The organism is Neorhizobium sp. SOG26, assembly GCF_003491345.1.
GTDB lineage: Bacteria > Pseudomonadota > Alphaproteobacteria > Rhizobiales > Rhizobiaceae > Neorhizobium > Neorhizobium turbinariae.
The window spans coordinates 1,931,537-1,952,460 of the sequence record NZ_CP025512.1; the positions used below are offsets into that span (position 1 = coordinate 1,931,537).

Below are 20,924 nucleotides of genomic sequence, written 5' to 3' on the forward strand. Positions count from 1 at the left end.
ACATATGTGTTCGCCGGGCATGACACAACGGCCTTGCGACGATCAGGACCGCGCCGGCCGCAACCGTGGCAGGCCCCATCGGCGCTTGGCCGGTTGCACGGTTGGCACCGGCGGTTCTGCCGGCACTACGCCCGGAAAATGGGCGGCAAAAACCGCATCGGCGCGTTCGCGCCTGCCGTTCAACCCGTGGATCGTCAGCATGCCGCGCATGAAACGGTCCGTCTCCTGCTGGAGCGACGGAAACCGCTCCACCGCAAGCGGCTCACTGCCATCGCGACGCGAGGCTTCGAACACCACCTGATAGAGGATCAGGACATCCTCCATGTCTGCGGAAATCTTGTGCAGGAGCACATTACAGGTGCCGATGCGGTGGTTGATCTCGCCGACAAAGCCTTCGAACGTCGCAAGGATCCGCTGCAACCGCCGCGTCGCTTCCAGTGTTGTCATCGCTTCGCCGGTCTCGCCCTTCAAAGCCTGGATCATCTCTGGCCGATGGTCGATGAAGGTGACAAGGCAGCTTTCGGTCCGGCGCCGCTCCATCACAAGCAGTTCGCGCTCTTCGCGGATCATGCCGGCCAGCAGATCGCCGCGCCTCAGTAGTTCCTCGAGATGAAGAAGCAGGGACGGACTGGAGGCACGCGCTTCCAGCCGGCGCTGCATCATCGAGCGGGAAAACAAGCCGATCAGCCTGTCAGAGCGGCTCGGCTCCTCGCGTTCCTCGAACTCCGTCTTCCGGCGCGCGATCTGCCGCGACATTTCGTAGGCTAGTCGCGCTAGCGTCGTTTCCGCCTTGCGCCGCTCTACGATCTCCGCCTCAAGCCGCGCCTCTTCGCGCTGCAGGGTTTCGTCATCGGGCAGCACCGCATCTTCGGCCGCCACATGCAGCATCTGCATGACCGGCTGCAGCGCCTCGCGCATCTGCGCAAACACACCGCGGATGCGATCTACCTCACCGTCGAACCTCTTGACCTTGGCCACGTCCTGCCTCCCTGCCCGCTCAGGCAGAAGATAGCGCCGCGGCAAGAAATTTCCACGGCGGCGGGGAAGGCGTGGCGGCGCGCGTCAGAGCCCCAGCGCGGTGATCTCGGCGGCAAGCCGTTCCTTGGCGAGCTTCGGCATCTTGGCATCCTTGACCGGCGCAAGATCGACCGGCTGGTCACCGACAACAACCACGGCAACCATGCCCATGCCGAAATGTGGCGTGCACTTGAAGACATAGGCGCCGGCCTGGTCGACGGTGACCGAAAGCTCCTGGTTCATCTTGCCCTTGATGGCGGGAACACCTTCCGGCGTCAGGCCGACGATCGAGACCACGTCATGCCCCTTGTCGGCCGGCACGAACTTGATCGTGTCACCAAGCTGCGCCTTCACGGCAGCCGGCTCGAAGACCATCGCCTGCCCGTCGGCGCCCTTGTTGAGCATCTTGATCTCGATTTCCGCACCAAAGGCCGGCGCTGCAAAAAGTGCGGCGAGTGCGGCAAAGGCGAAAGTGGTTTGGCGAGCGTTGCGCATGGGGTATCTCCTGCTAGGCAATTTGGTTGCCGCCGTTTTAGGAGACGCTCAAACACCTGGCGTTGACACACCTCAACCGCCGGTGGGCAATGGACAATCTGCCGCAGCCGCGAACTTCTAGGCGCCCTCGCAGCGCATCTTTTCTTCCCAGTGCCGGCGGCAGAGCGAAACGTATTTTTCGTTCCCGCCAACCTCCACCTGCGCGCCCTCGCGAACGAGGTTGCCTTCGGCATCGAGCCGCACGACCATGGTTGCCTTGCGGCCGCAAAAGCAGATGGTGCGCACCTCGCGCAACTCGTCGGCAATCGCCAGCAGCTCCAGCGATCCGGGAAACAGCTTGCCCTGGAAGTCGGTCCGCAACCCATAGGCCATCACCGGAATGCCGACATGGTCGGACACGCGCGCCAGCTGCCAGACCTGCTCCGATGTCAGGAACTGCGCCTCATCTACGAAGACACAGGCGAGCGGCTCGCGCATGTGCATCTCCTTGATCGTCTCGAACAGGTCGTCGGAGCTACTGAAGGGGATGGCGTCGGAAGACAGGCCGATTCGCGAGGCCACCTTGCCCTGCCCTGCGCGATCATCCAGCGCGGCCGTGAAGATTGCCGTGCGCATGCCCCTTTCCTGGTAGTTATAGGAGGCTTGCAGCAGCATGGTGGACTTGCCAGCATTCATCGTGGCGTAGTGGAAATAGAGCTTGGCCATGCCCGGTTTCTGATCGCATTTCAGCGCCGGGAAAAGTCGCCGCGGGCGCAACCCACAGAAAACTGGGATCCCCTATGCGGCAGTCGGTGCAGCACGCTGTACCCCCGATGTCGCAAAGACACCGGGAATGCGCGCGGATGCGCGCGCTTGCGCCATTCCTCAGGATATTGATAATGGCGGGAACGCAGAAAAATCAGAGGGAGCATACAGCATGCGCGTCGACACCTTCCTGAAAACGGCCGTGGCCGCCGCCTCGCTTCTTGCGATCGCCGGCACGGCGAATGCAGCAGAACCAGAGGCTTGCCAGACCGTCCGCATCTCCGACGTCGGCTGGACCGATCTCGCCTCGACCAACGGCAGCTTCGTAACGATCCTCAAGGCTCTGGGTTACAAGCCAGACGTCAAGACGCTCGGCGTGCCGGTGACCTATTCTTCCATGAAGAACAAGGACATCGATGTCTTCCTCGGCAACTGGATGCCAGCCCAGGCGGGCGCCATCAAGGCTTACCTGGACGACAAGTCCATCGAAACCATTACCGTGAACCTCGAAGGCGCCAAGTACACGCTCGCCACCAATGCTGCCGGCGCCAAGCTGGGCATCAAGGACTTCAAGGATATCGCCCAGCACAAGGATGCCCTCGAAGGCAAGATCTACGGGATCGAGCCGGGCAACGAAGGCAACGGCATGATCGTTGACCTGATCGACAAGGACACCTTTGGGCTCAAGGGCTTCCAGGTGGTGGAGTCGTCCGAGCAGGGCATGCTGACGCAGGTTTCGCGCGCCGACAAGGAAGACAAGCCGGTGATCTTCCTCGCCTGGGCGCCGCATCCGATGAACGTCGCGCACGAGATCACCTATCTCGCCGGTGGCGACGACACCGTTTTCGGCCCCGATTTCGGCGGCGCGACCGTCTACACGGTTGCCCGCGGCGGTTATGTCAACGAGTGCCCGAACGTCGGCACGCTTCTCAAGAACATGAAGTTCTCGCTCGACATGGAAAACGCCATCATGGGCAGCATCCTCAACGATGGCGAGGACAACGAGAAGGCTGCGAAGGCGTGGCTGAAGGCCAATGGCAGCGTCGTCGAGCCGTGGCTTGCCGGCGTCACCACCTTCGACGGCCAGGACGGTCTTGCGGCCGTCAAGAAGGAGCTTGGCCTCTAAGCCAGATCCATGAGCCGGAGCAGCCCGTCGCTGCTCCGGCACCCGCCCTTTCTTTCTCTCAAAATGGCAGGTCTGCGTGGATTGGATCGAAGAGCACCGTATTCCCATAGGCGCCTGGGCGAAGTCAGTCGTTGATTGGCTGACGACCAATGGCTACTGGTTTTTCAGGTGGCTGTCGTCCACCTTGTCGTCGGTTATCGACGGCCTTTTATGGCTTCTGCAGGCCCCTCACCCGCTGGTGGTGATGGCGATCTTCGCAGGCCTTTCTTACGCGCTACGGCGCTCCATCCCGCTCGCGCTCTTCACCTTTGCCGGCTTCCTGTTCATCTTCAACCAGGGCTATTGGGAAGAAACGACGCAGACGCTCGCGCTCGTAAGTGCAGCAACGGCCGTCAGCATGCTGATCGGTGTACCGCTCGGCATCGCCGCGGCCCGACGCGAATGGCTCTACAGCGCCATGCGTCCCGTGCTTGACCTGATGCAGACGCTGCCAAGCTTCGTGTACCTCATCCCGGCGCTCATCCTGTTTGGCCTCGGCATGGTCCCCGGCCTCATCGCCACGGTCATCTTCGCCATCCCCTCGCCGATCCGCCTCACCCGTCTCGGCATCATCTCGACGCCGACGGCTCTTACGGAAGCCGCCGTCGCTTTCGGCGCGACACCCGGCCAGGTGCTGCGCAAGGTTGAACTGCCCTATGCGACGCCGCAGATCATGGCGGGTCTGACGCAGACCATCATGTTGTCATTGTCGATGGTCGTCATCGCGGCCCTCGTCGGCGCGAACGGCCTTGGCGTTCCGGTACTTCGCGCGCTGAACACGGTGAACGTAGCCCGCGGCTTCGACTCCGGCCTCTGCATCGTCATTCTCGCGATCATCCTCGACCGCATGTTCCGCACGTCGGGAGGCAGCGCATCATGAGCCACCAGAACAGCGCCGCCACCATGTCCGCCTCCCCGGCAGAACAGGCAAAGGACTGCGTCGTCTTCGATCGCGTCGACATCATCTTCGGGGCTAAGCCGGAGCGCGCCCTGCCTCTCGTCGACCAGGGCAAGACGCGTGACGAAATCAGCGCCAAGACCGGGATCGTGCTCGGCGTCGCTAATGCCTCGCTATCGATCCGCGAGGGCGAGATCGTCGTCCTCATGGGCCTATCCGGCTCGGGCAAGTCGACCCTGCTGCGCGCCGTCAACGGGCTTGCCCCGGTGGTCCGCGGAAGCGTTAGCGTGCAGACGCCGTCCGGCCCCGTCGATCCCTATACGGCAAGCCCCAAGACGCTGCGTGACCTTCGCATGCACAGCGTCTCGATGGTGTTCCAGCAGTTCGGCCTCCTGCCCTGGCGCACGGTGGCTGAAAATGTCGGCTTCGGCCTCGAACTTGCCGGCATCGGTGAAGCCGAGCGCAAGAAGCGTGTCGATGAGCAACTCGAGCTCGTCAACCTCGACACCTGGGCAGACCGCAAGGTCGGCGAACTCTCTGGCGGCATGCAGCAGCGCGTCGGCCTGGCGCGCGCCTTTGCCACCGGCGCGCCGATCCTGCTGATGGACGAACCCTTCTCGGCGCTCGACCCGCTGATCCGAACCCGGCTTCAGGACGAGTTGCTGGAATTCCAGCGGCGCCTCAAGAAGACGATCCTTTTCGTCAGCCACGACCTCGACGAGGCCTTCCGCATCGGCAACCGCATCGCCATCATGGAAGGCGGCCGGATCATCCAGTGCGGCACGCCGCAGGAGATCGTCCGCGCCCCGGCCGACCAGTATGTGGCCGATTTCGTGCAGCACATGAACCCGATCACCATGCTGAGCGCCAGCGACGTCATGCGGCCCGGCATCAACGAGACGTCCGGCGCGGCACCCTTTTCGGCGACCGCAACGCCAACGACACCGCTCGTCGATGTGCTCGATGCCCTCGCCCGCCAGCCCGGAGCGATCGGCGTCGTGGACAACGGCGTCATCATCGGCACGATCGACGCGGATGACATCATTGCCGGGCTGACGCGCCACCGCCGCCGGCACGAATGACACCGGACGGATGACCAGCGAGAACGACATCAAAGCCGAGGGCGACAAGCCCAAGGTGATCCGTGACACCGATGACGAGGCGCGCCGTCTGGCGCGCACCCTCCTGCGCGGCGCCCGCTACATGGCGCTTGCCGTGCTTGATCCGGAAACCGGTTTCCCCTCCGTCAGCCGTGTGCTCACCGGAACGGATATCGATGGCGTGCCTGTGATCCTCGTCTCCGCCCTTGCCAGTCACACGAAGGCGCTGCGCGCCGATCCTCGCTGCTCGCTGCTGGCCGGCGAACCCGGCAAGGGCGATCCGCTCGCCCATCCGCGCATCACCGTGCAGTGCATCGCAGAACCGGTGCGCCGGGAAACGCCGCAGCACGAACGCCGCCGGTCGCGATTCCTCAACCGCCACCCGAAGGCGGCGCTCTACCTAGATTTTGGCGATTTTCAGTTTTTGCGAATCACGCCGCAGACTGCCGCGCTCAATGCCGGCTTCGGCCGTGCATACATATTGCCCGGATCGGACCTTGTCATCGCTGAACCGGCAGACGGGGAAGAGTGGCGGCAGCTGGAAGAAAAGCTCTCCACCATGACCGCCGAGGCTGCCGCTGTTGCGGCCCATCTGGGGCGCCACGAGAGCCCTAACTGGCGCTTTGGAGGCCTGGATCGCAGCGGTTTTGAGCTGATTTGCGGCGATATCCTCCTCCGGCACGAGTTCGATGAACCGGCCGTATCGCCCGAGGCCGTGCTTAACCATATTTCGGCATTCGCTAATGCGCGGTGACGCCCTACCTAAATTTTAGGTATATACAATCGTCTAAGACACTTGTTATTTCTTACCCATCATTAAGGATGTTTTTGAGCGGGGGGCCGCTATGAAAACGAGGGGACACAGCTGATGAACACGATGGAACTATCCGAGCACTCAACCGCAGCCGCAGGCCTGCTCTCTGCCATGGCAAACCCGAAGCGGCTGATGATCCTTTGCTGCCTCGTAAAGGGCGAAGTGGCCGTCGGCGCCTTGGCAAACCAGGTTGGGCTGAGCCAGTCGGCTCTTTCGCAGCACCTGTCGAAGCTGCGTGCGCAGAAGCTCGTGAAGACGCGTCGTGACGCACAGACCATCTATTACTCCAGTTCCTCCGAGCAGGTCATGAAGGTGCTCGAGACGCTCGAAGACATCTACTGCACGGTAGAACAGAAGACGTCCGTCGCCGCCTGAAACAAGGCCGCAACCTGATTTGGTGAATACATGAGATGTTGAGGGGCAGCAGGAATGCGGGCCCTCAAACCTTTTGGGCGGCAGGTATAGCTGCCGCAACCGGGCCTCACGGGCATGATCTCGAAACCCGTTGACGCTTTCGTTCCCCTTGATAATTTGACCATCTAGTCAAAAGACGGCGACAGCCGCCGAGGGGAATAGGCCACCCGAAATCGATGGCCACGGAGATCTTTATGTCCAATCGTCTTAACACCACGCCGAACGATCTTCGTGCGTTCTGGATGCCGTTCACAGCCAACCGCCAGTTCAAGCAGGAACCGCGGATGTTCGTCGGCGCCAAGGACATGCACTATACCACGTATGACGGGCGCCAGGTGCTCGATGCGACGGCTGGCCTCTGGTGCGTGAACGCCGGTCACTGCCGCCCGAAGATCACCGAAGCGATCCGCGAACAGGCAGGAGAACTGGACTATGCGCCGGCCTTCCAGCTCGGCCACCCGAAGGCCTTCGAGCTTGCCAACCAGCTGGTGGACATCGCGCCGGAAGGCATGAACCACGTGCTTTACACCAATTCCGGCTCCGAGTCGGTGGAGACGGCGCTCAAGGTGGCACTCGCCTACCATCGCGTGAAGGGCAACGGCTCGCGCTTCCGCCTCATCGGCCGCGAGCGCGGTTACCACGGCGTCAACTTCGGCGGCATCTCGGTGGGCGGCATCGTCGCCAACCGAAAGATGTTCGGCACGCTCCTGACCGGCGTCGATCACATGCCGCACACCCACCTTCCGGGTCAGAATGCCTTTACCCGCGGCCAGCCCGAACATGGCGGCGATCTCGCGACCGAACTCGAACGCATCGTTACCCTGCATGATGCCTCGACCGTCGCGGCCGTCATCGTTGAGCCGGTTGCCGGCTCCACCGGCGTGCTCATTCCGCCGAAGGGCTACCTCCAGAAGCTGCGCGAGATCTGCACCAGGCACGGCATCCTGCTGATCTTCGACGAAGTCATCACCGGTTTCGGCCGCCTCGGTGCGCCGTTTGCCGCCCAGTATTTCGACGTGAAGCCGGACATCATCACCACCGCCAAGGGCCTGACCAACGGCGTCATCCCGATGGGGGCCGTCTTCGTCACCTCCGAGATCCATGACGCGTTCATGAACGGTCCGGAGCACATGATCGAGTTCATGCACGGCTACACCTATTCGGGTAACCCGATCGCATCCGCCGCTGGCCTCGCAACGCTCGAGACCTACAAGGAAGAAGGCCTCTTCGAGCGCGCCCGCGACATCGCGCCTTACTGGGAAGACGGCCTGCATTCGCTGAAAGACCTGCCGAATGTCATCGACATCCGCAACCTCGGCCTGATCGGCGGCATTGAGCTTGATCCAATTGCGGGCGAGCCCACCAAGCGTGCCTTCACCGCCTTCCTGAAGGCTTACGAGAAGGGCCTGCTGATCCGCACCACCGGCGATATCATCGCCATGTCGCCGCCGCTCATTGTCGAGAAGCACCATATCGACGAGATCTTCGGCAAGCTGCGCGAGATCCTCTCAAACAGTATCTGAGCCTCGACTTCGAGAGCCGGCGGGGCATCCCCCGCCTGCCCTCCCTGCTTCACTGCATGCTTCATCGCCAAGAGACGCGGATGCGGATTGCCTCGCGCGCCGCCCCACTCGACGGCCTGCGAAAGAGCCTCTACAGAAGGCGCTCGCATCTGCCAGTGTCAGCCGTGTCCGGCACAGCCTGGCCTAACCCTCTTCCGATTGTTTGAGCCCGCCCCCGGAGGGTCGCATGCTTCGTCGTTTCTTTTCCTATTACGCGCCATACAAGTCGCTGTTCTTCCTCGATTTCGGCTGCGCCGTGCTGGCCGGCCTGCTGGAGCTCGGCTTCCCGCTCGCGGTCAAATATTTCGTCGATGACCTTCTGCCGGCGCAGGAATGGGGCTGGATTGCCGCAGCCTCTGCCCTGCTGCTCGTCGTTTATGTCGTCAACACCGGGCTGATGGCGGTCGTCAACTACTGGGGCCACGCGCTCGGCATCTCGATCGAGACCGACATGCGGCGCCAGGCCTTCGACCATATCCAGAAGCTCTCCTTCCGTTATTTCGACAACAACCGCACCGGCCAGCTGATCACCCACGTCACGAAGGACCTGGAAGAGGTTGGCGAAGTCGCGCACCACGGCCCGGAAGACCTGTTCATCGCGATCATGACCTTCATCGGCGCCTTCATCCTGATGTTCACGGTCAACTGGAAGCTGGCGCTGCTCACCACCGCCATCGTGCCGTTCATGACCTGGCTCGTCAGCAAATACGGTGCACGCATGACCACGAACTGGCGCAACCTCTTCCGCCAGGTGGGCGACTTCAACACCCGGGTGCAGGAAAGCGTCGGCGGCATTCGCGTCGTCAAGGCATTTGCCAACGAGGAATACGAAAAGCAGCTGTTTGCCGCCAACAACGAAAGCTACAAGACCACCAAGCTCAACGCCTATGCCTATATGACGGCGAGCATCACCATGAGCTACCTCAGCACGCGCCTCGTGCAACTGATGGTCATGCTGGCCGGCACCTATCTCGTCATCTCCGGTGAACTCAGCTATGGCGGTTTTGTCGGCTTCCTGCTGCTCGTCAACGTCTTCTTCCGGCCGATCGACAAGATCACCTCGGTGATCGAGACCTATCCGAAGGGCATTGCCGGCTTCACCCGCTTTGCCAATCTCATCGACACCGCACCCGACATCGCCGACCGTCCGAATGCGAAGGTCGTGGATCACCTGACCGGTGCCATCGAATATCGTGACGTCAGCTTCAGCTATGATGGCAAGGGCAAGGTCTTCGACCACCTGAACCTCAAGATCTCGCCCGGCGAAACCGTCGCCTTCGTTGGTGCCTCGGGTGCGGGCAAGACGACCCTCTGTTCGCTGCTGCCGCGGTTCTACGAGGTCGACAGCGGCTCGATCCTGATCGACGGCATCGACATCCGCGACATGACGCAGGCGTCGCTGCGCAGCCAGATCGGCATCGTCCAGCAGGACGTCTTCATGTTCGGCTCGACGATCCGTGAAAACATCGCCTATGGCCGGCTTGGCGCGAGCGAGGCGGAAGTCATTGCGGCGCTGCGGCGCGCCTCACTGGAAGAGTTCGTGCTGTCGCTGCCGCAGGGCCTCGACACCCCAACCGGCGAGCGCGGTGTGAAACTCTCCGGTGGCCAGAAGCAGCGGCTTGCGATCGCCCGCATCTTCCTCAAGAACCCGCCAATCCTGATCCTCGACGAAGCCACCTCTGCGCTGGACTCGGCCACGGAGCTCAGCATCCAGCAGGCGCTTGGTGAACTTTCCAAAGGGCGCACCACGCTGGTCGTGGCGCACCGCCTCGCCACCATCCGCAATGCCGACCGGATTGTCGTCATGGGCCCGCAGGGCATTCTGGAGGAAGGCAGCCACAGCCAGCTGTTGCGGATGAACGGTGCCTACGCCCGCCTGCACGAGGCCCAGTTCGGCGCGGTAGCCTGATGCGGACAATGAAAAAGGAGGCGACTACGTCAGCCGCCTCCTTTGCTTCTTCCCTCAGTCTGCTCAGGCCTTGAAGAAGGCCAGCAGGTCGGCGTTGATCACATCGGCGTGGGTCGTAGCCATGCCATGCGGGAAGCCTTCATAGACCTTCAGCGTACCGTTTTTCAAAAGCTTGACGGCCAGCAGGGCGGAGTCTTCAATCGGAACGATCTGGTCGTCGTCCCCATGCATGACGAGGACCGGGACTTCGATCGCCTTCAGGTCTTCGGTGAAGTCGGTCTCCGAGAAGGCTGCGATACAATCGTAATGGGCTTTCGCGCCGCCCATCATGCCCTGCCGCCACCAGTTCTGGATGGCGCCTTCTGAAACCTGGGCGCCCGGGCGGTTGAAGCCGTAGAACGGGCCGGCCGGCACATCGCGGAAGAACTGTGCCCGGTTGGCTGCAAGGGATGCCCGGAAGCCGTCAAACACTTCCATCGGCAGGCCGCCCGGATTGTTTTCCGTCTTCAGCATGATCGGCGGAACTGCACCGAGCAGCACGGCCTTGGCCACGCGTCCATCGCCACCATACTGCGCCACGTAGCGTGCAACCTCGCCGCCGCCCGTCGAGTGGCCGACATGGATGGCATTCTTGAGGTCGAGTTTGGCGACGAGTTCGGCGACATCGGCCGCATAGGTGTTCATCTCGTTGCCGGTGTCGCTCTGGGTCGAACGGCCGTGTCCGCGCCGGTCATGGGCGATGACGCGATAGCCTTGGTGCAGGAAGAAAAGCATCTGCGCGTCCCAATCGTCGGCAGACAGCGGCCATCCGTGATGGAAAACGATTGGCTGCGCGTCCTTCGAACCCCAATCCTTGTAGAAGATCTGCGTGCCGTCCTTGGTGGTGATGAAATTGCTGCTCATGGTCCTATCCTTTCAGAGTAAATCTTCGAAGGTAATGCCGTGATGCAAGAGGGGCTTGGGAGCGCCCCTCCTCCATCTTCATATGGCTCCACGGCCTCGTCTAGAGGCTGAAACCGCGTTTAACAGTTCGCGATATTTGTTATCGCGATAATGAAAAGGTAGCGAGGGCGACGGATAATGTCTACAAAAAACTTTATCGCGATATCAATTTTATGATAGAGGTTTGAAAACACAGGAATTCCGGAGCCCGCCATGCCTGCCACCAAGACGCAAGATGCGCCCTATCCGCTCGATGAGCAGCTTTGCTTCACGCTTTACGAGGTGAACATGGCCATCAATCGCGCCTACAAGCCGATGCTGGACGAGATGGGCATTACCTACCCGCAATATCTCGTGCTGAATGCACTCGCTGAAAAGGACGGCATGACGATCGGCGCCATTGCCAGCCGCCTGTCGCTGGAGTCAAGCACGGTCACGCCGCCGGTCAAGCGCATGGAGCAGGCGGGACTGGTCGAGCGCCGCCGCAGCAAGGAAGACGAGCGACAGGTTCATGTCTGGTTGACGCCCGCCGGCCGCGAGCTCCTCATGCAAAGTCGCTGCCTTGGAGACACGCTGCTGCGCCGTTCGGGCATGAACCAGCAGGAGTTTGCAAGCTTCAACCGCCAGGTCCAGGGGCTCTTGGCAGCACTTGGCCGCAATGCATGAGCCGAGCCCGGCAAGGCTTCGAAATGTTGGGTTTGGAAGCTTTGTTCACCTTCATCTTTTCGTGAAACGACAAAAGCTGCGGCCGCTTTGTTATGTTCTTGCGAAAAGCCTCATGAAATCTTAAGCGTTGTTGCCGCCAGCCGAAAGCCAAACATGGCTCGGCACGGCTTCGACCGCATCGCCCTCCTGTGGGTTGGCTCGGCACACGCAAGACTGACCTCAAGCGAAACCGGAGACAGACAGGGCTGACTGTGGCGTTACGCCAGGCCAAGAATGGCCGATCCAAGGAGACTGAAAATGAACCTCAAGACCTTCCTCGGGGCAACTGCCCTCGCTTCGCTTCTCTCCGCACAACTCGCTCACGCTGAAATCGTCATCGGACTGATCGCGCCGCTGACCGGCCCCGTCGCCGCTTACGGCGACCAGGTCAAGAACGGCGCCGAAACCGCCATTGCCGAGATCAACAAGAACGGCGGCATCCTTGGCGAGCAGGTGGTCCTGAAGACCGCAGACGACGCTGCCGAACCGAAGCAGGGTGTATCCGCTGCAAACCAGATCGTTGGCGAAGGCATTCGCTTTGTCATCGGCCCGGTCACTTCGGGTGTTGCCATGCCGGCCTCCGACGTTCTTGCCGAAAACGGCGTCCTGATGGTCACGCCGACGGCGACCACCCCTGACCTCACCACTCGTGGCCTCACGAATGTCCTGCGCACCTGCGGCCGTGACGACCAGCAGGCCGTTGTTGCCGCTGATTACGTGCTGAAGAACCTCAAGGACAAGAAGGTCGCCATCATCAACGACAAGGGCGCCTACGGTAAGGGCCTGGCCGACGCCTTCAAGGCTGCCATCAATGAAGGCGGCATGAAGGAAGTCGTCGATGAAGCCGTAACCGCCGGCGAAAAGGACTTCAGCGCGCTCACCACCCGCCTCAAGTCGGCTGGCGTCGAAGTCATCTATTTCGGCGGTTACCACCCGGAAGGCGGCCTGCTCGCCCGCCAGCTGAACGATCTTGGCGTCAAGGCGACGATCATCGGCGGTGACGGCCTGTCGAACAGCGAATACTGGAACATCGGCACCGAAGCTGCAGCCGGCACGCTCTTCACCAACGCGTCTGACGCGACGAAGAACCCTGACTCGAAGGCTGCTGCCGATGCGCTCGCTGCTCGCAACATCCCGGCCGAGGCCTTCACGCTGAACGCCTATGCAGCTGTTGAAGTACTGAAGGCCGGCATCGAAAAGGCCAAGACGGCCGAAGATGCGGAAGCCGTTGCTGCTGCGCTGAAGACCGGCGAACCGATCCCGACCGCCATCGGCAAGCTCACCTATGGCGAGACGGGTGACCTCACCTCGCAGAGCTTCTCCGTCTTCAAGTGGGAAAACGGCAAGATCGTTGCCGCCGAATAAGGCTTCTTATAATCTGACAACATGAGGGGGCGCCTACGGGCGCCCTCTTCATCTCTGCGTTGGCGGCAAGCTGCATTCTGCGAAGAATACGGCCGGCAAAACCGTCGCGGATGTTCGAGTTCGTCTTTCGCCCAAGGTGACCGCGTGACCCAGAACCAGCCCAATCCTTCCGCTGAAGGCATCCTCGCCGCTTCCAGCCGCATCGATCCGGTCTTCACCAACAGCCCGCTGATCTCGCAGGAAACCGCCAACACGGCGCTGGGCCTGCGCCTTCTTGCCAAGGTTGAGACGCTGAACCCGATCCGCTCCTTCAAGGGTCGCGGCACCGACTGGTGGATGCAGAACGAACCGGCAGGCGATCATGCCGTCGTTTCCGCCTCGGCCGGCAATTTCGGACAGGGGCTTGCGTATGCAGGGCGGGCGCGCGGCCGCAAGGTAGTGATTTTCTCTGCCACGACGGCCAACCCCGGCAAGGTTGAGGCCATGCGCCGGCTGGGCGCCGAGGTGCGCCTGGAAGGTGCGGATTTCGATGCCGCAAAGGCTGCCGCGCGCGCTTATGCCGAGGCTCACAACTGCCCCTTTGTCGAGGATGGCAACCTGAAGACCATCGCCGAGGGTGCCGGCACCATTGCGCTCGAGATCACTGAGCGCCTGGAGCGCGACGGGGCTCAACTCGACGCCATCATCGTGCCGCTCGGCAACGGAGCGCTGCTTACCGGCATCGGCGCCTGGATCCGCGCCAAGGCGCCCGGCTGCAAGGTGATCGGTGTTGTCGCATCCAACGCACCTGCCATGAAGCAGTCATGGGAAACCGGCCGGCTCATCTCCACCGAAACCGCTGCCACCGCCGCCGATGGCATCGCGGTACGCGAATGCGTGCCTTACGCGCTCGATTGCATGCGCGACACGGTGGACGAAGTCTGGGAGGCAAGCGAGGCCGCCATCCGCAACGCCCGTGGTTTCTGCCTCACCCACTATGGGCTCGTGGTCGAGGAAGCAGGGGCCGCCGGCATCGCCGGTCTTCTGGAGAATGGCGGGAGCCTGAAGGGCAAAACCGTTGCCACCATCCTTTGCGGCGGCAATGTCCGCAGCGAAAACGCCTGACGGCACCGGGCTTCCGAAACGCCTCTCCCCGTTTGCCGCGCGACCCGCTAGGTTAGGCGACTGAATCAGCGTGAGGAGCCTGCCCATGACCACCCGCCTCGAAACACTCATCGACCAGGGCACCGGCCGTGAACCTGCCGACATCGTGCTGAAGGGCGGGCGCTTCTTCGATCTCGTCACCGGCGAACTGGTGGCCTCGGACATCGCGATCTGCGGCGACCGCATCGTCGGCACCTGCGGCAGTTATGCCGGCAAGACGGAGATCGACATCACCGGCAAGATCGTCGTGCCCGGCTTCATTGACACGCATCTGCACATCGAAAGCTCGCTGGTTACGCCGCATGAATTCGATCGCTGCGTCCTGCCCTACGGCGTCACCACCGCCATCTGCGATCCGCACGAGATCGCCAATGTCATCGGCACCGAGGGCATCCAGTTCTTCCTGGATTCGGCCGAACAGACGATCATGGATATCCGCGTGCAGCTGTCGTCCTGCGTGCCGGCAACACATCTGGAAACGGCGGGCGCCGACCTGCCAATCGAAAAGCTCCTGCCGTTCCGCGACCACTCGAAGGTGATCGGGCTCGCCGAGTTCATGAACTTCCCCGGCGTCATCCACAAGGATCCGATCTGCCTTGCCAAGCTTAACGCCTTCTACGACGATCATATCGATGGCCACGCGCCGCTCCTGCGGGGCAATGACCTGAACGGCTATCTCGCCGCAGGCATCCGCACCGAACACGAATGCACCACCGCCGAGGAAGCGCTCGAAAAGATCCGCAAGGGCATGCACATCCTGGTGCGCGAAGGTTCGGTTTCGAAGGACCTGCACGCGCTGATGCCGATCATCACCGAGCGTCTGTCGCCTTACCTCGCGCTCTGCACAGACGACCGCAACCCGCTCGACATCGCCGAGCAGGGCCATCTGGACTACATGATCCGTACCGCGATCGCTCATGGCGTCGAGCCGCTCGCTGTCTATCGCGCAGCCTCGATCTCCGCTGCGCGCGCCTTTGGCCTTCGCGATCGCGGCCTTGTCGCGCCCGGCTGGCGCGCTGACCTCGTGGTGATCGATAGCCTGGAAAACTGCAAGGCGGACATGGTCTTTTCCGCCGGCCGCAAGGTCACCGACGAACTTTTCGCCACCCGCACGCCGGTCGCACCGGTCGGGCTCGACAGCGTCAAGGCGCGGCCGGTACAGGCCATGCATTTCGGCGTACCGGCAACGCAAGGCGAAACGCCGGTGATCGGCGTCATGCCCGGCAAGATCATCACCGAACACCGCCGCTACCGCCTGCCCGCCTCCGGCAACCAGACTGGCGTCGATCTCGACCGCGACATCATCAAGGTTGCCGTCATCGAGCGGCACGGCAAGAATGGCAACCATGCCAACGGCTTCGTCCAGGGCTTCGGCTTGAAGAAGGGTGCGATCGCCTCCACCGTCGGCCATGACAGCCACAATATCTGCGTCGTCGGCGTCAACGAGGACGACATGGCGCTCGCCGCCAACCGCCTTGGGGAGATTCAAGGCGGTTTCGTCGTGGTGGAGGACGGCAAGGTGACCGGCGAGATCGCGCTTCCGGTCGCCGGCCTCATGAGCCTTGAGCCTTACGAAGCGGTTCGCGACACGCTGCACGGCTTGAGGAAAGCCGCCTATGCCCTTGGAACGACTCTCGAAGAGCCGTTCCTGCAGGTTGCCTTCCTGCCCCTGCCCGTCATCCCGCACTTGAAGATTTCGGACAAGGGCATGGTCGATGTCGACAAGTTCGCGCTGATCTAGCTCAGCCTGCCGGGGGGAAACATCCAGCAAGCCGGTTCGATGATCTACTTCCGCCGCAGCACCATGCCGGCGTGGTAGAGCACGTCGTCACGGAAGTCGCCGTCGGCGGTAAAGCCCGTGTCGTCCTTGTAGTCGATATGGTCGCCATTCACCCAATACTGGCCCTCGTGTGCCCGTTCGCGTGTGCCGCGGGCTTCGACATAACGTCCGTTGGGCAAGAGTTCATGGCGGATGTTGTTGTCGTCGGTCACCCACATGCCGACGTAAGGGTGGTTGGTCATGCGCTTTTCCTCTTCCTCGATGTCGTGCGCCAGCACGGTGATTGCGGAAATGAAGCCGAAGGCAGCCACCACGGCTGCCAGTGCAAGCGTCCTGCGAATGGGGAGGCTAACCATCGAGATAGTCCCTCCTCAGCCTGCGTTCGCGCCGTGCATTTGCCTTTGCGGACGTCCATCCGAAGTAAGCGTGCAGCAAGCGGGCGACGTGTCGTTCGAACCAGCGGGCAACCCACCGGAAAGGGCTTTCGAGCAGGCATTGAAACTGTGCCATCACCGTCTCCTCTACGTTCAGGTTCGTATTCGGACGAGACGGAATATGAGGGAGAAGCTGCAGCAGACGGTAGACCAGTTCTCCGACATGATTGCACGATCCTACAGACAGCATTTGTAACGGGCACGGCTACCACCTATCTCCCCACCAACAGGGATGGCGATCGCGATCCTCTACCCGCACCCGAAAGGAAGGGATCATGCAGGACAAGCTTGCCCAACTCGCAAAGCTGGTTGCACAAAACACCACGGCCGATGGCGTCTTTCCAACCGCCGTTCCGCGCCTGTCGGTGATCCGCATGTCGAGCCCGACCGATCCGCTGCACACGCTTCACCAGCCGGCGGTCTGCGTCATCGTCCAGGGCGCCAAGCAGGTCATGGTGGCGGAGGAGGTTTATCGTTACGAGCCGGGGCAATATCTCGTCGTGTCGGTGGACATGCCGGTGACCGGCCAGATCATCGAAGCCACCCGCGACGAACCTTACCTCTGCCTGCGGCTCGATCTCGACCTGAAGCTCCTGGGTGACATGCTGGTCGAGATGCCGGATGCCTTCGGCACCTCCTCGGGCCGCTGCAAATGCGTCGGCGTCAGCCGCACCACGCCCGACTTCCTGGATGCGGCGCTGCGGCTCGCGCAACTCGTCGACCGCCCGCACGAGATCGCCTTCCTCGCACCGCTCATCGAAAGGGAGCTGATGTTCCGCCTCCTCCAGGGCGGCCAGGGGCAGATGCTGCGCCAGATCCTGGCGCCGGAAAGCCGGCTGCAGCAGGTCACCCGCGCCATCAACTGGATCCGCGAAAACTACGCCGCGCCGTTCTCCATCGAACAGGTGGCAAGTGCCGCACGCATGAGTTCGTCCGCGCTGCACCAGCATTTCCGCGAGGTGACCTCCATGAGCCCCCTCCAATACCAGAAGCAACTGCGTCTCCAGGAAGCCCGCCGGCTCATCCTCGCCAAATCCATGGATGCCGCCACCGCCGCCCACCGCGTAGGTTATGACAGTCCCTCGCAGTTCAGCCGCGAATACCGGCGCCTGTTCGGTGCACCGCCGATCCAGGACATTTCCCGCCTGCGCAGCCACCCGGCGGCCTACGCCCAGGCCTGATCCAAAAATATTCAACCATTCGGTTGACAATAAAATCCTGCGGCCGCATATTCAACCACATGGTTGAATCACATACGTCGCAGATCGACAACGTCTTCCACGCATTGAGCGACGCAACGCGGCGGCGCATGCTGCGGGAACTGGCCAGTGGCGAGCGCACCGTGAGCCAGCTTGCCGAGCCGCACGAGATGTCGCTTGCAGCCGCTTCCAAGCACATCAAGGTGCTGGAGAGCGCCGGCCTGATCCGCCGCGAGGTGAATGGCCGCACCCATATCTGCCGGTTGGAACCCGGGCCGCTGGCGAGCGCCCATGAATGGCTGGGCTTCTACGAGCGCTTCTGGACGAGCCGCCTCGATGCGCTGGAGCGTCTTCTTCGCGACGGCGATGCCCGAGCCGCTGCCGGGCAAGCCAAGCAAACCTCATCCGACAAACCGAAAGCCAAAAAGGGAGAAGAGCAATGAACGACATGACGCATGCCAGCCCATACGGCACCATCACAGAGCCACTCGCGCTCACCATCCAGCGCAAGCTGCCCGGCCCCATCGATCGCATCTGGGCTTACCTGACGGAGAGCGACCTGCGCCGCCAGTGGCTCGCGTCGGGCACCATGCCGGGAGAGGCCGGCGCCCCGTTCCAGCTCACCTGGCGCAACGACGAACTGGCGACCTCGCCCGAAGGCCGCCCGGAAGGTTTTCCCGAAGAGCACAGCATGGAGAGCGAAGTCCTAGTGTTCGAGCCGCCGCACCGCCTCGTCTTCGCCTGGCCGCCGCAGGGCGAGGTCAGCTTCGAACTCCAGGCCGTCGGCAATGACGTGCTGCTCACCCTCACCCACAAGCGCATCTCCGACCGCCGCAACATGGTGATGATCGGCGCCGGCTGGCACATGCATCTCGATATCCTTGTGGCCCGCGCCAGTGGCGCCGAGCCCCCCTCCTTCTGGCAGGGTTGGAGCCGCCTCAGGGACGAATATGAAGGCCGCATCCCGGCCTGATACCGCCGGCTCCGGACCGCCGCCAAGCTAGACCCGAACCAGATGGAGGAGATCATGAGCAGGTCCTATGCGGGCGGCTGCGCCTGCGGCGCTGTCCGCTACACATGCGAGGGAGAACCGGTGGCGATGGTGGACTGCCAGTGCCGCCAGTGCCAACGCCAGACCGGCGGCGGCCATGGCTCCTACCTGACCTTCGCCGGCACGCCATGGGATGTGCAAGGGACCCCAAACACCTGGAGCGTGGCGGGCGATAGCGGCACGACCAAGAACGCCGCCTTCTGCGCCACCTGCGGCTCGCCGCTGTTCATCACCTTTCCAGATGTGCCTGGGGTCGTCGCCATCCGCGCCGGGAGCCTCGACGAGCCGGAGCGCTACCAGCCGCAACTGGTAACCTGGACCGAAGCCGCGCAGCCGTGGGATCACGTTGATCCCGCGGCCACCAAATTCGCGCGGATGCCGCCCACGGCCTGACGCCCAGAGCTTGGCGCTCAGAGCCTGGCGCAGAACACGTCGAGCGCGTCGAGCTTCGCCACGCCCGCTTCGATACGGGAGGTAAAGCCGGGCAGGTCCACCGGCAGCACGTCGCCGAGCCGTGTCGGCAGCGTGAAATCCTGCGGCTGGCGGGTCAGGTTGAAGACAAACAGCAGTTTTTCGCCGCGCTTTTCCCGCACGAAGGCGAGGAGGTCCTGGTTGGTGTCGAGGAAGGTCATGTCGCCATCGATCAGCGCCGCATGCGCCTTGCGGAACGCCAACGTCGCCCGATAGTGATTGAGCACCGAATCCGGCATCGCCTCGTGCGCATCCACGGCGCGGCTTGCATGGTCCGTCGGCACCGGAAGCCAGGTCTTCGAGCCGGTCGTGAAGCCGGCATGCGGCGCCTGCGCCTCCCACACCATCGGCGTGCGGCATCCGTCACGACCCTTGAAGGCCGGCCAGAAGCGGATGCCATACGGATCGCGCAGATCCTCGAACTCCAGTTCCGCCTCGGTCAGCCCCAGTTCCTCGCCTTGGTAAAGGCAGATCGAGCCGCGCAGCACCGAAAGCAGCGTGATCGAAAGCTTGGCCACCCGATCCTGCTCTTCCGGCGCCTCGATGAAACGCGTCACGTGGCGAATGACGTCGTGGTTGGAAAAGGCCCAGCAGACCCATCCGTTACTCACGGTATCGGCCACCGTCGTCATCACGTTGCGGATGTAGCTCGCATCGAAGGCCGGCCCCAGGAAGTCGAAGGTGTAGCACATGTGGAGCTTGTCGTTGCCGGTCGTGTAAAGCGCCAGCGTGTTCAGCGACCGTGGTCCATCGCCGACCTCGCCCACCGTCGCGCGCGCCTCGTAGCTGTCGAGCAGCGAGCGCAGCCGCTTCAGGAACTCGATGTTTTCCGGCTGCGTCTTGTCGTAGAGGTGGTTCTGCATCGAATACGGATTGGTATCCGTTTCCATGCCCGCGCCCTCGGTGTCGTAGACCATCGGCGGGTTGTTGCGCAGTTGCTTGTCGTGGAAATAGTAGTTCACAGTATCGAGCCGGAAGCCGTCCACCCCGCGGTCGAGCCAGAAGCGAACCGTATCAAGCATCGCATCCTGCACTTCCGGATTGTGGAAGTTGAGGTCCGGCTGCGAGATCAGGAAGTTGTGCATGTAATATTGCTTGCGCACGCCATCCCATTCCCAGCCCGGCCCACCGAAGATCGACAGCCAGTTGGTCGGCGCCGTGCCGTCCGGCTTGGGGTCGGCCCAGACATACCAGTCCGCCTTCGGGTTGGTGCGGCTCGAGCGGCTTTCGATGAACCACGGGTGCCGGTCGGAAGTGTGGGAAATCACCTGGTCGATGATGACCTTCAGCCCCAGCCGATGCGCCTCCTCCATCATCTCGTCGAAGTCGGCGAGCGTGCCGAACATCGGGTCGACATTGCAGTAGTCGGAAACGTCGTAGCCCATGTCGGCCATCGGCGACGTGAAGAACGGCGACAGCCAGATCGCATCGACGCCAAGCGAGGCGACATGCGGCAGGCGCTCGGTAATGCCCCTGATGTCGCCAAGGCCATCGCCGGTCGTATCCTGGAAGGATCGTGGATAGATCTGGTAGATGACTGCGCCGCGCCACCAGTTGGCATCGACCGTCGTCGCCATTTCGCTTGCCATGTTCCGTCTCTCCGGGCTTGTCAATGATCCGAACCCAACCTAGAGCCGGCATGGCAAAAGACAACGCAAAAACAAGGCGTCGATGCCATCTTGCAAGAGGCTCGCCAGAAGCCTATGCGACTGACAG

At 62.4% G+C, this 20,924-nt stretch carries 21 protein-coding genes; 15 read left to right on the top strand and 6 right to left on the bottom strand.

Features of this window, described 5'->3' with window-relative positions; all coding sequences use genetic code 11:
• Positions 1-42: 42 nt before the first annotated feature.
• The 3 genes from CYG48_RS09555 to CYG48_RS09565 form a co-directional block, all read right to left on the bottom strand.
• The gene (locus CYG48_RS09555) at positions 43-978 is read right to left on the bottom strand and encodes a hypothetical protein (protein WP_118850174.1); all 936 of its coding nucleotides are present in this window, start codon (positions 976-978) and stop codon (positions 43-45) included.
• Between the two features lie 84 nt (positions 979-1,062).
• On the bottom strand, positions 1,063-1,512 hold the full coding sequence (locus CYG48_RS09560) for a pseudoazurin (protein ID WP_118850175.1): 450 nt from the start codon (positions 1,510-1,512) through the stop codon (positions 1,063-1,065).
• Between the two features lie 117 nt (positions 1,513-1,629).
• On the bottom strand, positions 1,630-2,217 hold the full coding sequence (locus CYG48_RS09565) for a thymidine kinase (RefSeq protein WP_118850176.1): 588 nt from the start codon (positions 2,215-2,217) through the stop codon (positions 1,630-1,632).
• A gap of 211 nt (positions 2,218-2,428) precedes the next feature.
• Between CYG48_RS09565 and choX the strand changes: the two genes are divergently transcribed.
• The 7 genes from choX (at position 2,429) to CYG48_RS09600 (ending at position 10,118) form a co-directional block, all read left to right on the top strand.
• Positions 2,429-3,382, top strand: coding sequence for a choline ABC transporter substrate-binding protein (gene choX / locus CYG48_RS09570; RefSeq protein WP_118850177.1), 954 nt, complete (start codon positions 2,429-2,431; stop codon positions 3,380-3,382).
• A gap of 76 nt (positions 3,383-3,458) precedes the next feature.
• The gene (gene choW, locus CYG48_RS09575) at positions 3,459-4,301 is read left to right on the top strand and encodes a choline ABC transporter permease subunit (RefSeq protein WP_118850178.1); all 843 of its coding nucleotides are present in this window, start codon (positions 3,459-3,461) and stop codon (positions 4,299-4,301) included.
• Positions 4,302-4,324: 23 nt separating this feature from the next.
• Positions 4,325-5,401, top strand: a complete 1,077-nt coding sequence (gene choV, locus CYG48_RS09580; RefSeq protein ID WP_118851578.1) for a choline ABC transporter ATP-binding protein — start codon at positions 4,325-4,327, stop codon at positions 5,399-5,401.
• A gap of 10 nt (positions 5,402-5,411) precedes the next feature.
• Positions 5,412-6,173 (top strand): HugZ family pyridoxamine 5'-phosphate oxidase, encoded by a 762-nt coding sequence (locus tag CYG48_RS09585; RefSeq protein WP_118850179.1) that lies wholly within the window; start codon positions 5,412-5,414, stop codon positions 6,171-6,173.
• Positions 6,174-6,287: 114 nt separating this feature from the next.
• A complete protein-coding gene (locus CYG48_RS09590; RefSeq protein WP_118850180.1) occupies positions 6,288-6,608 on the top strand; it encodes an ArsR/SmtB family transcription factor in 321 nt (106 codons plus the stop codon).
• A gap of 233 nt (positions 6,609-6,841) precedes the next feature.
• A complete protein-coding gene (locus tag CYG48_RS09595) occupies positions 6,842-8,170 on the top strand; it encodes an aspartate aminotransferase family protein (protein ID WP_118851579.1) in 1,329 nt (442 codons plus the stop codon).
• Positions 8,171-8,396: 226 nt separating this feature from the next.
• Positions 8,397-10,118 carry an ABC transporter ATP-binding protein gene (locus tag CYG48_RS09600; RefSeq protein ID WP_118850181.1) on the top strand — a complete coding sequence of 574 codons (1,722 nt, stop codon included), beginning with the start codon at positions 8,397-8,399 and terminating at the stop codon, positions 10,116-10,118.
• A gap of 63 nt (positions 10,119-10,181) precedes the next feature.
• Here CYG48_RS09600 and CYG48_RS09605 read toward each other — a convergent pair whose 3' ends face one another.
• Positions 10,182-11,021 (bottom strand): alpha/beta fold hydrolase, encoded by an 840-nt coding sequence (locus tag CYG48_RS09605; RefSeq protein ID WP_118850182.1) that lies wholly within the window; start codon positions 11,019-11,021, stop codon positions 10,182-10,184.
• Between the two features lie 252 nt (positions 11,022-11,273).
• On the opposite strand from CYG48_RS09605, the gene CYG48_RS09610 reads away from it, so the two are divergent.
• The 4 genes from CYG48_RS09610 (at position 11,274) to ade (ending at position 16,014) form a co-directional block, all read left to right on the top strand.
• Entirely contained in the window at positions 11,274-11,726 is a 453-nt protein-coding gene (locus tag CYG48_RS09610) for a MarR family winged helix-turn-helix transcriptional regulator (RefSeq protein ID WP_118850183.1), read from the top strand.
• 297 nt (positions 11,727-12,023) lie between these two features.
• Positions 12,024-13,130 (top strand): branched-chain amino acid ABC transporter substrate-binding protein, encoded by a 1,107-nt coding sequence (locus tag CYG48_RS09615; RefSeq protein ID WP_118850184.1) that lies wholly within the window; start codon positions 12,024-12,026, stop codon positions 13,128-13,130.
• Positions 13,131-13,274: 144 nt separating this feature from the next.
• On the top strand, positions 13,275-14,234 hold the full coding sequence (locus CYG48_RS09620; RefSeq protein WP_245450322.1) for a threonine ammonia-lyase: 960 nt from the start codon (positions 13,275-13,277) through the stop codon (positions 14,232-14,234).
• Between the two features lie 85 nt (positions 14,235-14,319).
• Entirely contained in the window at positions 14,320-16,014 is a 1,695-nt protein-coding gene (gene ade / locus CYG48_RS09625) for an adenine deaminase (RefSeq protein WP_118850186.1), read from the top strand.
• A 44-nt stretch (positions 16,015-16,058) separates the two neighbouring features.
• Here ade and CYG48_RS09630 read toward each other — a convergent pair whose 3' ends face one another.
• On the bottom strand, positions 16,059-16,409 hold the full coding sequence (locus CYG48_RS09630) for an Atu4866 domain-containing protein (protein WP_118850187.1): 351 nt from the start codon (positions 16,407-16,409) through the stop codon (positions 16,059-16,061).
• Positions 16,410-16,762: 353 nt separating this feature from the next.
• On the opposite strand from CYG48_RS09630, the gene CYG48_RS09640 reads away from it, so the two are divergent.
• Genes CYG48_RS09640 through CYG48_RS09655 form a run of 4 tightly spaced genes read left to right on the top strand, consistent with a single transcriptional unit; the run spans position 16,763 to position 19,130 of the window.
• On the top strand, positions 16,763-17,668 hold the full coding sequence (locus CYG48_RS09640; RefSeq protein ID WP_118850189.1) for an AraC family transcriptional regulator: 906 nt from the start codon (positions 16,763-16,765) through the stop codon (positions 17,666-17,668).
• A 59-nt stretch (positions 17,669-17,727) separates the two neighbouring features.
• Positions 17,728-18,129, top strand: a complete 402-nt coding sequence (locus CYG48_RS09645; protein WP_118850190.1) for an ArsR/SmtB family transcription factor — start codon at positions 17,728-17,730, stop codon at positions 18,127-18,129.
• On the top strand, positions 18,126-18,659 hold the full coding sequence (locus tag CYG48_RS09650) for an SRPBCC family protein (protein ID WP_118850191.1): 534 nt from the start codon (positions 18,126-18,128) through the stop codon (positions 18,657-18,659). The genes CYG48_RS09645 and CYG48_RS09650 overlap by 4 nt, the downstream gene beginning before the upstream one ends.
• A 54-nt stretch (positions 18,660-18,713) precedes the next feature.
• Positions 18,714-19,130: a GFA family protein gene (locus CYG48_RS09655; protein WP_118850192.1), complete on the top strand. Its 417-nt coding sequence runs from the start codon at positions 18,714-18,716 to the stop codon at positions 19,128-19,130.
• 17 nt (positions 19,131-19,147) lie between these two features.
• Here the strand turns inward: CYG48_RS09655 and bglA are convergent, their stop codons facing one another.
• Positions 19,148-20,797, bottom strand: coding sequence for a beta-galactosidase BglA (gene bglA, locus CYG48_RS09660; protein WP_245450323.1), 1,650 nt, complete (start codon positions 20,795-20,797; stop codon positions 19,148-19,150).
• Positions 20,798-20,924 lie beyond the last annotated feature (127 nt).